This window comes from Dyadobacter sp. HNCC25DJ187 (genome assembly GCF_056895255.1).
This window is the reverse complement of record NZ_JBXHAT010000001.1, coordinates 2,061,256-2,073,733: the sequence shown is the minus strand read 5'-3', so window position 1 is coordinate 2,073,733 and position 12,478 is coordinate 2,061,256. Positions and strand designations below refer to the sequence as shown.

Here is a 12,478-nt window from a genome sequence, read left to right as displayed (position 1 = left end):
CGTAATCCTATGGTAATGCCGGATAAGAGGTTTACGTTAATATGCTTCGTAGCTCTTCTTGCCGGGAACTTTTTTTGCGGGATTTCCGATATAAATTCCCCATTCTTCTGTCTCTTTGGTAATGGCGGAAGCCATGCCTACAAGAGTTCCCTGAGCAATAGTTGTATAATCACGGATGGTACTGTTCACACCAAAAAATGAATGAGATCCTATTTCGCAATGTCCCGACATGACGACATGCGAGGTAAAAAACACGTGGTCGTTAATACGTCCATGATGACCGATATGATTGCCGCTCCACATCACTACATTATTACCAATAGTTGTGAAAGGCTGGATTGTATTATCTTCGAGAATGAAGCAATTCTCACCCACTACACTTTTGTCAAATATGGTAGCATGAGAGCTGATGTAGGAAATAAATGAATAACCTTTTGCCTTTGCCTGATTGTAAATGGCTTCACGGTTGCGATTCATATTGCGTCCCGTCATTGGAGCGAAAAATGAGTATTCAGCAGGAGAAAACACTGTTTCTACATCTTCGAATGCAACAACAGGTAAGCCGTGAAAACTTTCATCCTTGATATATTCGCGGTTGATTGCGAAAGCCGCAACTTCATGTTCGGAATCGTGCTGCAAGTAATAGTGTGCAAGTTCTGCGGTATCTAAAACACCAAAAATAATAACCTTAGCCATTTTAAATCAGTTCGTAATCTTTTAGAAGTGTGGTAACCTTTTCTGCGTCGTTAAACATCAATATATCCAATACTGACAACCAAGGTACGAAAGCATTTTGGAATTGGGAATAAGGGCTGAGCACACTTTTTAAAAAGTTGAGCTTAATCCCTTCGTTCTCGAATCTGTTTTTGTCATACAATTCCATTCCACCAACCGGATTGATATAATGTGTAGCATGTTCCTGCCTGCAAATATCCAGTATCCGATCCGGCCCCTTGAGGTTTGTATTATTGTAAATTCGCGAGGAGGGAACAATTTCTGTTTCAATACCCATGTATGCGCAGGTTTTTAAAAGCGCGTTTAGTGTAAATTCATGTATTGTTTCAGGATCGAAATTTACAATTTCTTCTATCAGGATAAAAACCTTTTGATAATTCGGTGCCTTCTGATAAGATTGTTGTAATGTTTTGAAGAACTTCTTACGCCACGGCTCAGATTTCAACATCTGTACCTCATTAATTAATTTATTCTGACTGGCATCCTTCAATGGAATTGTAAACATGTGGGGCTTGCCCGCTACAAGAATATTATTTCGATTGATCCATCCTTTATTGATGAAATTAACATCGTCATAAATAATAAATTTATCGACCGCGTTGATGAGTTGAAAATACCCTATATATGGAAAAATATAAGGTTGCATGATGGCAATAGTCATGGGCATTCGAATTTCCGGCGTAAAGTGCCGTGGTTTAAGATGATGGTGATGCCAGTAATATATGCCTTTCTTAACGCAGTTTGCGAAGATAATAGTCTTCGCCTTTTACGATCAGGCCGGTCATGGTAGTATCGCTGCCAAGTCGGATATCGCTCTTCAAAGCTTTGATTTTACTCGTATCGTTGATTACACTTCGTGCATAAAACAGATATTCTGCATCTTGTGGGATTGGTCTGAGGCCCTGCTCAAAAGGGTTAATGGTTATCAGCTTCCGACTCAGATCCTGGCCATATAATGGATATTCAAAGTCATCGTTGATGGTAGCCAGCGCAACGGTAGCATTTGCAGGCACTATAGAATCAAATCTTCTATACGCAACCGTTATATCCGGCCGAGCGAAAGTCTGGTAGCTAATCCTATCCATATTCAGGGCAGATTCATGCCCGTATGCAGGGAATGGCAGGCAGCGTACGTTGAGATACACCGACATAATAGCAGAGATACAAGCCATCAGGACTATTAGCGCTACATACCCTTTCCACAGCTGACGCCTAGGTTTGATGATGGACAACCGGTGATGCGAAAACAGAAGCAAAAGGAAAAGTACACCAAATAGACCTGTTTCTATAAAATAGCGACCTTTGAACGGGTCATAAACGGCAGAAAAAGAAATGCCGATGAAGTGAAGTATAAATGCCAATGCCAGAAACCAGTGTACCCGGGACCAGATCACCCGGAAAAAGACCAGAAGGATAATAGGCAAAATGAGTGCAAAACCGAACACTCCCCAATACGGATTTGCATTATAAAAGTCGAATCTTCTTTGAAAGGTGAAGGGAACAATCGCGTATTCTTTTTCTTCATCCAATCCCAAACCCAGTTTGTCTTCAAGATATACAATTGGCTTGCGAATCGTAGTATTCAGGTCATAACCCCACTGTGCATTCCGTATTCCATCCAGATTGAAAAAGTCGTAACTATATCTGATCACATTTCTTGTTCCTTGTTTCAGACCATTTTTAACGGAGCCAAACCGTTCGATAGACTGATGTTTCAACGCGGTAGGAGGGCCGATAGGATGTCCGAAAACCTGCAGGTTTTTGATGTATCCGGAAGGTAGCATATATATACATACCGAAAGTGCTATCGCAATTCCTAAACGAAGCGTTCTGTTGAAAAATACCTTGAAGTCGGGTGCGAGAAAAACGGTATAAATCATGACCACGAATACAGAAGGCAGCAGAAGAGCAAATGTTGCTTTATGACCAAATACGATTCCAAATGTGAGTCCGGCCAGATATAAATAGCGGTTATCGCGACTGTTGTAATAGGTAAAAAGGAAATACAACAATGTACTCAAATAGGCAGCGAGTACGATGTCGGTTTCGGTGGTAATGGCCTGCATCAGAAAATCCAGGAACATTGCATAAGCCAACGCACAGAAGACACTTGCGGATAGATTTCTGCCAATTCGCTGGGCAATACCGAATACTGAAAGAATGGTAATGTAATAGGAGAGGTGATGTATTACCTTGAATGCATTCTCTACTTTACCACTGATCAGATAATTGTAAATCTGAATGCTCGTCAGGCTTTTCGGGTAGGTATCCATGTTCCAGTTGGTTCCCCCGAAATGAGCCATTGTTCCGTGTTGAATGTAGCGAATTGCGCGGTTCAAGTGCCCTGTCATACTGTCCCACTCGTTAGGCACCGTTGCAATAACCAGTATCAGATTGGTGACAGCAATAATTAAAAATGTACCGAAAAGTAATCCAAAAATAAATTTCAGATAAGGGGATAATTCTCTTGCCCAGACAGTCAGACTCTTTGCCCGATTTTTGAAAATTACGCGAACCGAGTAATGTTGTTTTGCGGGAATCAAAACAGACCAGAGTCCGTATTGTATTCCCAGCATAATGAAGGTAGCTGCTATCCACGAAAACACATGAGCTGTCTGATCAATTGCTGAAAGTACAAATCCGCTTGGAATGATACATCCCACAGACAGCACAAACGTGCTGAGAATCCATTCTGTTAACGAAGGTTGGGCTACTCGTTTAGCAACGTATCCAACACTGTATATAAAGGCAAAAAAAGAAAGCAAGTATACTATAACCATAATGCTATGGTGACAAAAGACTTTTATTAATGATAGCCGCAATTCGATCAACATCCTCAATAGGAAGACCCATGTACAGAGGCAGGCAAAGCACACGCTCCGCTATATTTTCTGATACAGGGCAAACAATTGCTTTCGGCATAAATGGCAGGGTATTCAGTGATGGATAAAAATACCTGCGCGGAATAATTTCATTTTCAGCCAGGTTTTCCATTACTTTTTTCATCACCACTTCGGAAGGAAACACGACCGGATAATAGGCATAGTTATACTCTATGTCGGCACTCCGTTCTGGTCTTTCCAAAATATCCCAGTTTAGCTGGCTGTCGTAAGCATCGAAAATATCTTTTCTGGAGCTGATGATTTCTCCAACATGAGGCAAATTGCATAGCCCCATAGCTGCATGAAACTCAGAATTTTTACCATTTATTCCGGCAAAATGATAGGCTTCATCTCCCCGGTGTCCAAAAGCGCGAAGCAAACTTAGCTTTTCATGAAGTTCAGGATGATTGGATATCAGAGCCCCGCCTTCTATTGTATGAAAAACCTTCGTCGCATGGAAGCTGCAGGTACTGATATCGCCATAAGATAAAAGTGATCTGTTTTTATACTTCACACCAAAAGCATGCGCCGCGTCGTAAATAACCTTAAGGTCATGTTTCTGAGCTATTGCTTCAATTTTCTCTACGTCACACGGATTTCCATATACATGCGTTGCAAGAATAGCCGTGGTCTCCGGTGTAATAGATTGTTCTATTAAATCCGGATTGATGTTGAATGTAGAACGGTCAATATCAACAAATATAGGGGTGCATTTCTCCCACAGAATAGCATTCGATGTGGCACAATAGGAAAAAGGCGTAGTAATTACGTCTCCTGTTACCTCAAGTGCTTTGATAGCAATCTGTAGTACAATAGTCCCGTTTCCGCAGAAATAGAGATGATCAACATCAAGGTATTCCTTTAATTTGGATTCCAGCTCCTGCAGTAAAGGCCCGTTGTTTGTCAGATACCCACGGTCCCATATTTCACGAACATATTGAAGGTATTTTTCCTGATCCGGTAAAAAAGTTTTAGTGACGTTAATCATTCACTAGGTGTTCAGTTTGTCTAATGGAGAAATTAAGTTGAGGACGAATATAACCAGGCCATTTGCCGTACCAGGTCACGTTTTCGCGGTAGTCCTCTATATCGAAAACAAGGGCCTCCTCCATGTTGTAAAGTACCGTACTGGTATCCTTAACAATCATCATTGAAACAACGTATGAGCCGTCGTTCAGAAAGTTGCCGGGAATATGACAAGTACCTGTTACCAGTCCTTTGCCAAATGCTTCTGATTGTGTGCCTACATTGAATATACACTCACCTGTAAAAGTATATAAGTGTAAACTCAGGTTAAGATTAGCACCTTCTTCCATGTTCCAGAATTCAAACCTGAAATCAATAGGCGTGCGCACATCAATATGAGAAAGGTTGTCCTGAAATTCAGGAACTACCTTGAAGCTTTTAATTCTTACCTGGTCATTTCCCGGAGCATGATTTATATCATCCCACTGCTTTTCCAGTGATTTATGCGAAACTTTACTGAGATAGTTAGTAACTATATGCGTTGTTTCACCCTGATCAATCAGTCTGCCTTTTTCGAAATAAAATGATTTATTACACAGTGCCTGTATAGCCGTAAGGTTGTGACTTACGAAGATCAGTGTACGACCACTTTCGGATACATCTCTCATTTTTCCCAGACACTTCTTCTGAAACTCTGTATCACCTACAGCAAGTACCTCGTCGACAATCAGAATTTCGGGATTTAGGTGAGCAGCGATGGCGAATCCAAGCCGTACGTACATACCTGATGAGTACCGCTTCACAGGTGTGTCCAGAAATTTTTCTACGCCGGCAAAGTCTACAATTGCATCAAAAGACTGCTTTATTTCACCTTTGCCCATTCCTAAAATGGCACCGTTCAAAAATATGTTTTCACGGCCGGTAAGCTCAGGATGGAATCCCGTACCTACTTCAAGTAAACTTGCAATACGTCCGTTAATCTTAATTTGTCCGGTCGTTGGTTCTGTAATACGGCTGAGGATTTTCAGAAGGGTCGATTTTCCGGCACCATTATGGCCAACAATTCCGATCCTGTCACCTTCGTCTATGCTAAAGCTTATGTCCTTCAATGCCCAGAACTCTTCCTTTTCAGCGAAGTCATCCTGCTTATTTTTTCCCGGACGAAATTTCCCGAGCGTATCAGATACCACATCCCTAAGACTGGGGGAGCCGGTTTTTCTCTGATGGTCAATGATATATTTTTTGCTGATATTTTCAGCTACAATTACAGACATAAACAAAAATAGCTATTTCAAATATGATCAACGAACGTATTTTCCTTTTTGCGGAAATATACGATTGACAACACAAGAGTAATCAATGATAATATGGTGGTTGAAATAAGGCTTTGGGGATCAAAATAAGCTTTGTCTCCAAGCAAACACCATCTGAACCCATCTATGATACCTACGATCGGATTGAGCTTATAGATGCTTTCAAACCATTGGCCTTCAACCAGCCTGCTGGTGTAAGCAATAGGGCAGATGTAGAAGCCAACCTGAACGATAAATGGAATCAATTGACCAATATCGCGGAACCGTACATTTAATACCGCAAAAAACAATCCAAAACCCAGCGAAATAATAAAGGTCAGGAATACGAATGCAGGAACAAAAATAATATTCCAACTAAGACCGTAACCAGACGCAATAGTAAAAATGAGAAATATGGCGAGTGTTATCAGGAAGTCTACAAATCCTACAGCTACTGAGCTGAGAGGCATGAGCAACCTGGGGAAATACACTTTGGACACCAGATTTGAATTGATGAGTATACTACTGCTGATCTGAGTAAAAGTATTTGAAAAAAATGTCCAAATCGTAATACCACTTAGTACCATAAGCGGATAGGGGATTCCGGGATCTCCTTCGAGTTTCGCTACAAGACTGAATACAAAAACCATGATTCCCATGGTCATAAGCGGGCGAAGAACGCTCCACGCCAAGCCTAGCAAAGTTTGTTTATATCTTACGGAAATATCTCGTTTCGACAGAATCCAGAGTAACTGTCTGTTAAGCCACAGATCTTTCCAATAGTCCTTTTCTGAACCTCCTGCCTTGATGGTAATAGTATGCTTCATAATCATTAATTAAGCCTGTACTGTTTTTGGTACAGGTGCCAGCGCGGTACGAAGGTAAGTAAATATAAGAGCAAGGAACAAACCGATCAGTAATCCGATTTTCGCTCTTGTTTTATCTGTAGCCTTCATATCCAATGGAACTTTCACACCTTCAATTTCTGTAAATAGAGGCGCTTCCCTCACAAGAGATACTCTCATTTTTTCAGCACTTGCCATAGCCTCATAGTACATAGTTTGCAGGAAGGCTGATTTTTTCTCCATTCGGTTGGCAGATACTTTTACAGTAGGATCGTAAACCTGTGCGCTAAGATCCACTTCACGGGCGAGGCGGTTTTCGGCTACACCGAGTACCCGTCCCAAAGAATCTCGTCTCGACTCTAAGAGACGAAGCTGCTTGCGTGATTTCTGTGTCTGATTTTCCGTATACATCTCTTCTACAGTTTTAAGAAGCGAGGTAACCCATAGGGCGGCAAGTGTCTCATTCTCTACTTTCGCAGACAATTTTGAGAATGAAGATTTTCTTTCCAAAGGTCCAATTTCAGTCAGATCAGTCGCTTTACGAACGAGCTGGTTCAATACAATTCTGGATTTCATATCCAACTGTTTGATATTCGATGTATTGAATCGGAAATTGTGAAATTCCGGTGTCTCCTCCCATTCTTTCTCCTTAATCCCACTTGAATCAATAAAGAAATTAGCAAGAATCATTTTTTGCCCACGAATATCCACCTCTTTTAGCAGATTTCTTTCAATAACCGGTCTGGATTTTACGAAATAAAAGAAATTTTCACCCGTAAAAATGTTGGCGTCCGGCGCATTTCCTAATCCCAGTAATCCGGCCATATCGCCCAAACCACCCCCGGAGCTTTGACTGCCGCCAAGGTTAAAGACGACGTCAGCTTCATATTCGTTAGGAGTTCTGAGCACTAAATCCAAGCCATATCCGATACCAAATCCAAGGCCGGGTAGAAGTAGAAGCACCAGCCAGTTTTTGATTAATGCTCGTTTAATTACCTGAATCTTTTCAATTACGTCCTGAGGCGTTAATTCATCCTCAGGAACTTGTCGGGCTGTTGTTGACATATTTTTTAGTTGATAGTACGGAAGGCCAGTATGGTAACAACCAGGGTCATTATCGAGCCTAATACACTTGTTGCGGTAGTGATCGATTGCTGCGCGTTAAGAGCAGGTGCTGCTCTCTGAGGGACGTATATTTCAGAGCCCGGCTGCACTTTCGGATATACATTGAAGAATAAGAATCTTCGGGTTCTATCCACATTTCCGTTCGGGTATTTGATATATGAACTTTTTCTGAGTGACTGTGGTGTAAACCCTCCTGAACGGGAGATATAGTCTGTAAAGTTCATGCCTTTTCCGTATTTCACTGTGGTTGGATACAGTACCTGACCTATAACCTGAACCGTTTCCAGACGTTTCGGTATACGTATGATGTCACCTTCCTGAACGATGAGATCTTCAAAAGAACCAGGTTGTTTTAAAATGCTACGCAATTGAATACCTATCGATTCTTCTTTTACGTTGGGCATATCACCCATGATAGTACCGCTTTTGATACTTTTCTCAGCCATGTCAGTCTCCTCATAATTGGTAGCTTCTGTCATGCTTTTCGCGACGGTTCTTCGCAGCAGAGTAGCTCCTTCCGCATTAGCAAGTTCGGTCAGGTTACCAGCTCTTTTGATCACGTCGCTGATTTTGTCATTTTTATTGACAATACTGTATTCACCAGGTACAAGCACTTCTCCCTCTATAAAGACAGATTGCTGTACGACATAATTGGGCGATTTACGGATGATGATGTGGTCAAAAGGCATCAGAACAAAATTGCTCTGATTTGCACCAAGAGAAAGGTCCCGATTTACATTGAATTTGTAGATTTCTGCAATTTGCGCATTAGCAGCACCTGCAACACCGTCACGTTTACGTCTGATGACCTCAACTTCGGCCGTATAAGCCGATTCTTTAAATCCGCCTGCCTTAAGAATGGCATCCTCTAGCGTTGTATTGGATGTAAAAGGAAATTTACCCTCGTTCTCAGGGAATTGTGGATTATTAACTTCCCCATCTACTTTAATAAAAGCTACTTCTGCCATTGTGAACTTGGATGGAATAATGATCTGATCCAGACGGGTAAGCATCAGGTCAGGGGTTTTATTATTCACAATGTCAGCGTAGTTAAGCGAAATGTTTTCAATTGTAAGATCCTGACGTGTTCTGAGTACATTGATACGCCCTATAAATGCATCTTCTCTCAAACCTTGGGCATTCTCTACTAATTTTTTAAGAGAAGGACTGTTATCCAGCGAATAATTACCTGGCCTGAATACGGCACCTTCGATTGTTACAATGTTCTCAAAACGATCCAGGACAGTTTCCACCGTCACAAGATCACCTGTTGCCATGTCAAACGTACTGAACTCACTTTCGGATACGTCAAACATTTTACGTTCCAGAGAGGTGATTCTTTCTACTTTTACACGGCCTCTGTATGCTTTGTCATCAAATCCACCTGCGTAAGCAAGTACATCGCTTAGTTTTTCTTCAGGCAGGAGCTCATACAATCCAGGCCGCTTTACAAGCCCTTCCATTTCAATTCTCTTGAAATAATAGCCTACCTGTATATTATCATTATCCTGGATTCTCACATCTCCGTCTCTGGTTCCTTTGGTTAGGAAATCGTAGATATCCATGTGGCTGATAACCTTTCCATTACGAACAACTTTTACATCACGGAAAGATCCTATTTCATTAGGTCCCCCGGCCAGGTAAAGTGCATTGAAAGCAGATGCCAGAGAGGATAGCTCATATGTACCCGGATTAATAACCTCACCGGTAACCAGTACTTTCACGGTTCTTAATTCTCCAAGAGTAACCATCAGTTTAGTACGTGCAGGTTGTCCACTTCCACCAATAAGTCCGGGAACTCCTACTTTGGTAAATCTGTCGATAAGAATTTTTCGGATTTCGTCAATGGTGTGCCCGGCCACATATACATTACCAACACGTGGCTGAATCTGGATAAAACCGTCTCGATTTACTTCCAGCTCGTAAGTAGCTTCTGCAAAATTGTAATAGAATATCTTCAAAACATCGCCCGGGCCAACTACATAATTGGTGGGTGTTGCGATCTGAAAATCCGGAATTGTGTTCAGATTTTTATCTGCGAATATGGAATATCCGTATATTTTTCTGCGTAGTTCTTCTTTCTCCTGCTCCTGAGGTGTAAGTGCTTTGGAACTATCCTGATTTAGCTTACTTTGATCAGAGTTTTGCGCATCTGCATTTTCACCAGCTTCTGCAGCGTTAGCGGCATTTGCAGCATTGGCAGCCCGACCTTTGTCGCCGGTATTAGTTCTCGGGGCTCCCTGCTGTTGGTTAGCATTACCTGGAACATTTCCCTGATTTCCGCGTTGATTGGAAGGAGCATTATTTGTTCCTGTATTGCCTTGTTGCTGAGTTCCCTGTGGTTGGCCAGCAGGTGCAGGAGCTGAAGTAGTAGGTGCAGTTACTTGTGAAAATGTTGGCAAGGAGATGATAAAACTTAGCAAATAAGGCAGGAAATATTTGCATTTTTTACCCAACTTTAATCTGGTCATACGTAGTGTTGTTGTGCTAGGAAATACTTAAAATTCAATATAACTGTTGTCTGAACTTAGTAAATTTGCATATTTAAGATCAGAAAACGGAATATTTGATTTTTCATATATCGCAAAGTAAATTAGATTTTTTCTATTTTTAAAGAATTTCTAGTATATGGTTGGTTTACCCATTTCGGCAAAGTTACAATAGCCTAACGACAAAAGACCAAAATTATTAAAATACAATAATTAAATCGAACTTACAGGCCGACTGTGAGTTCACTTCTATATGGAAAATAAAGTTAATGTTCAATACGACGAGGATAGTATAAAGTCACTGGATTGGAAGGAACACATCCGCCTCAGGCCCGGTATGTACATCGGAAAACTGGGAGATGGTTCTTCGATTGACGATGGCATCTACGTACTGGTGAAGGAGATCGTGGACAATTCAATCGATGAGCATATGATGGGAAATGGCAGAACCATCGAAATCAAAATCTCGGAGCATCGTGTAGAGGTACGTGACTATGGCAGAGGAATTCCGTTGGGCAAGGTGGTGGATTGTGTTTCTAAAATAAATACCGGTGGTAAGTATGATTCCGGAGCTTTTCAAAAATCTGTTGGATTAAATGGTGTCGGTACCAAAGCAGTGAATGCACTTTCCAATTATTTTAAGGTACAATCCTACAGAGATGGAAAGTTCAAGATGGCGGAATTTCAGCAGGGAGAACTTACCAATGAATCCGGAGAAGAACCGACTTCTCAGAGAAACGGAACGCACATGGTGTTTGAGCCGGATGGTCTGATTTTTAAAAATTTCAGGTATATCCCGCAATACCTGAATAACATGATATGGAACTATTGTTACCTGAATGCAGGATTGACAATCAATTTCAATGGTCAGAAATATATATCTCAGAATGGTTTGCTGGATCTGTTACAAAGCAAGTCGGATGCGGAAGCAATACGCTATCCTATTATTCATCTGAAAGGGGAGGATATTGAGTTTGCGATGACGCACGGGAATCAGTATGGAGAAGAATATTACTCTTTTGTAAACGGGCAGTATACAACCCAGGGCGGCACACATCTTGCTGCATTTCGAGAGGCAGTGGTGAGAGCCATACGGGAGCATTTTGGGAAGGATTACGCTCCGGAAGATATCAGGTCATCTATTATTGCAGCAGTAGCAATTCGTGTTCAAGAACCCGTATTTGAGTCTCAGACCAAAACGAAACTAGGATCCAATACGATCACACCGGATTCGACCAGTACTACGGTCCGCACATTTGTTAATGATTTTGTAAAGGAGCGTCTGGACAATTATCTGCATATGAATCCTGAGTCTCGGGATGCCCTTAAGAAACGTATTGAGCAGTCGGAGCGGGAACGAAAAGAATTGGCCGGCATTAAAAAACTGGCTAACGAACGTGCTAAAAAGGCAAATTTACATAACAAAAAGTTACGCGATTGCCGTATTCACCTTACCGATCTGAAACACGATTCAAGATATGAAACCACCCTTTTTATAACAGAGGGAGATTCCGCAAGTGGCTCGATCACCAAATCAAGAAATATTCAAACTCAGGCGGTATTTAGTTTAAGAGGTAAACCATTGAATTGCTTCGGATTAAATAAGAAAATCGTATACGAGAATGAGGAGTTCAACCTGCTTCAGCATGCATTGGATATCGAAAATGGAATCGAAAACCTGCGTTTTCATCGGATCGTAATCGCAACAGATGCAGATGTGGACGGCATGCATATCCGATTGCTCCTGATGACGTTCTTTTTACAGTTTTTTCCGGATATCGTCCGTAACGGGCACTTGTATGTGTTGGAAACGCCCTTGTTCAGGGTGCGAAATAAAAAAGAAACCATCTATTGTTATTCACAGGAAGAGAAACATGCAGCAATAGGAAAACTGGGTAGCAAGCCTGAAATAACGCGTTTCAAAGGGCTGGGAGAGATATCTCCGGAAGAATTTGGGAAGTTTATTGGCGAAGACATGCACCTCGAACCAGTGATATTACAGAAAGAAACGTCTATTTTGAAACTGCTTACGTATTATATGGGTAAAAATACACCGGAGCGTCAGCGGTTCATTATTGACAATCTGAAAATTGAAAAGAATATCGAAGAACTGGCTGTAGCTGTTTAACTTCGCGCCCCGATTT

General features: G+C 41.4%; 9 protein-coding genes. 1 reads left to right on the top strand and 8 read right to left on the bottom strand.

Annotated elements, in window-relative coordinates; genetic code table 11:
- Window positions 1–36: 36 nt before the first annotated feature.
- The 8 genes from AC1XUE_RS08535 to AC1XUE_RS08500 all read right to left on the bottom strand — a co-directional run bounded on the left by AC1XUE_RS08535 (window position 37) and on the right by AC1XUE_RS08500 (window position 10,316).
- Complete coding sequence (locus AC1XUE_RS08535; protein ID WP_483355515.1) at window positions 37–696, bottom strand: acetyltransferase; 660 nt, start codon at window positions 694–696, stop codon at window positions 37–39.
- A gap of 1 nt (window position 697) precedes the next feature.
- Window positions 698–1,396, bottom strand: coding sequence for a WbqC family protein (locus tag AC1XUE_RS08530; RefSeq protein WP_483355514.1), 699 nt, complete (start codon window positions 1,394–1,396; stop codon window positions 698–700).
- A gap of 70 nt (window positions 1,397–1,466) precedes the next feature.
- Entirely contained in the window at window positions 1,467–3,515 is a 2,049-nt protein-coding gene (locus AC1XUE_RS08525) for an ArnT family glycosyltransferase (protein WP_483355513.1), read from the bottom strand.
- A gap of 4 nt (window positions 3,516–3,519) precedes the next feature.
- Window positions 3,520–4,605, bottom strand: coding sequence for a DegT/DnrJ/EryC1/StrS family aminotransferase (locus AC1XUE_RS08520; protein ID WP_483355512.1), 1,086 nt, complete (start codon window positions 4,603–4,605; stop codon window positions 3,520–3,522).
- Window positions 4,598–5,857 (bottom strand): ABC transporter ATP-binding protein, encoded by a 1,260-nt coding sequence (locus AC1XUE_RS08515; RefSeq protein WP_483355511.1) that lies wholly within the window; start codon window positions 5,855–5,857, stop codon window positions 4,598–4,600. The genes AC1XUE_RS08520 and AC1XUE_RS08515 overlap by 8 nt, the downstream gene beginning before the upstream one ends.
- A gap of 17 nt (window positions 5,858–5,874) precedes the next feature.
- Window positions 5,875–6,708, bottom strand: coding sequence for an ABC transporter permease (locus AC1XUE_RS08510; RefSeq protein ID WP_483355510.1), 834 nt, complete (start codon window positions 6,706–6,708; stop codon window positions 5,875–5,877).
- Between the two features lie 3 nt (window positions 6,709–6,711).
- Entirely contained in the window at window positions 6,712–7,785 is a 1,074-nt protein-coding gene (locus tag AC1XUE_RS08505; RefSeq protein ID WP_483355509.1) for a hypothetical protein, read from the bottom strand.
- Between the two features lie 5 nt (window positions 7,786–7,790).
- Window positions 7,791–10,316 carry an SLBB domain-containing protein gene (locus AC1XUE_RS08500; RefSeq protein WP_483355508.1) on the bottom strand — a complete coding sequence of 842 codons (2,526 nt, stop codon included), beginning with the start codon at window positions 10,314–10,316 and terminating at the stop codon, window positions 7,791–7,793.
- Between the two features lie 271 nt (window positions 10,317–10,587).
- On the opposite strand from AC1XUE_RS08500, the gene AC1XUE_RS08495 reads away from it, so the two are divergent.
- A complete protein-coding gene (locus AC1XUE_RS08495) occupies window positions 10,588–12,462 on the top strand; it encodes a DNA topoisomerase IV subunit B (RefSeq protein WP_483355507.1) in 1,875 nt (624 codons plus the stop codon).
- Window positions 12,463–12,478 lie beyond the last annotated feature (16 nt).

Excerpts from the sequence above, each read along its gene's own strand:
- AC1XUE_RS08535 (WP_483355515.1), bottom strand. The coding sequence starts at position 696 with ATGGCTAAGGTTATTATTTTTGGTGTTTTAGATACCGCAGAACTTGCA.
- AC1XUE_RS08530 (WP_483355514.1), bottom strand. The coding sequence starts at position 1,396 with ATGACTATTGCCATCATGCAACCTTATATTTTTCCATATATAGGGTAT.
- AC1XUE_RS08525 (WP_483355513.1), bottom strand. The coding sequence starts at position 3,515 with ATGGTTATAGTATACTTGCTTTCTTTTTTTGCCTTTATATACAGTGTT.
- AC1XUE_RS08520 (WP_483355512.1), bottom strand. The coding sequence starts at position 4,605 with ATGATTAACGTCACTAAAACTTTTTTACCGGATCAGGAAAAATACCTT.
- AC1XUE_RS08515 (WP_483355511.1), bottom strand. The coding sequence starts at position 5,857 with ATGTCTGTAATTGTAGCTGAAAATATCAGCAAAAAATATATCATTGAC.
- AC1XUE_RS08510 (WP_483355510.1), bottom strand. The coding sequence starts at position 6,708 with ATGATTATGAAGCATACTATTACCATCAAGGCAGGAGGTTCAGAAAAG.
- AC1XUE_RS08505 (WP_483355509.1), bottom strand. The coding sequence starts at position 7,785 with ATGTCAACAACAGCCCGACAAGTTCCTGAGGATGAATTAACGCCTCAG.
- AC1XUE_RS08500 (WP_483355508.1), bottom strand. The coding sequence starts at position 10,316 with ATGACCAGATTAAAGTTGGGTAAAAAATGCAAATATTTCCTGCCTTAT.
- AC1XUE_RS08495 (WP_483355507.1), top strand. The coding sequence starts at position 10,588 with ATGGAAAATAAAGTTAATGTTCAATACGACGAGGATAGTATAAAGTCA.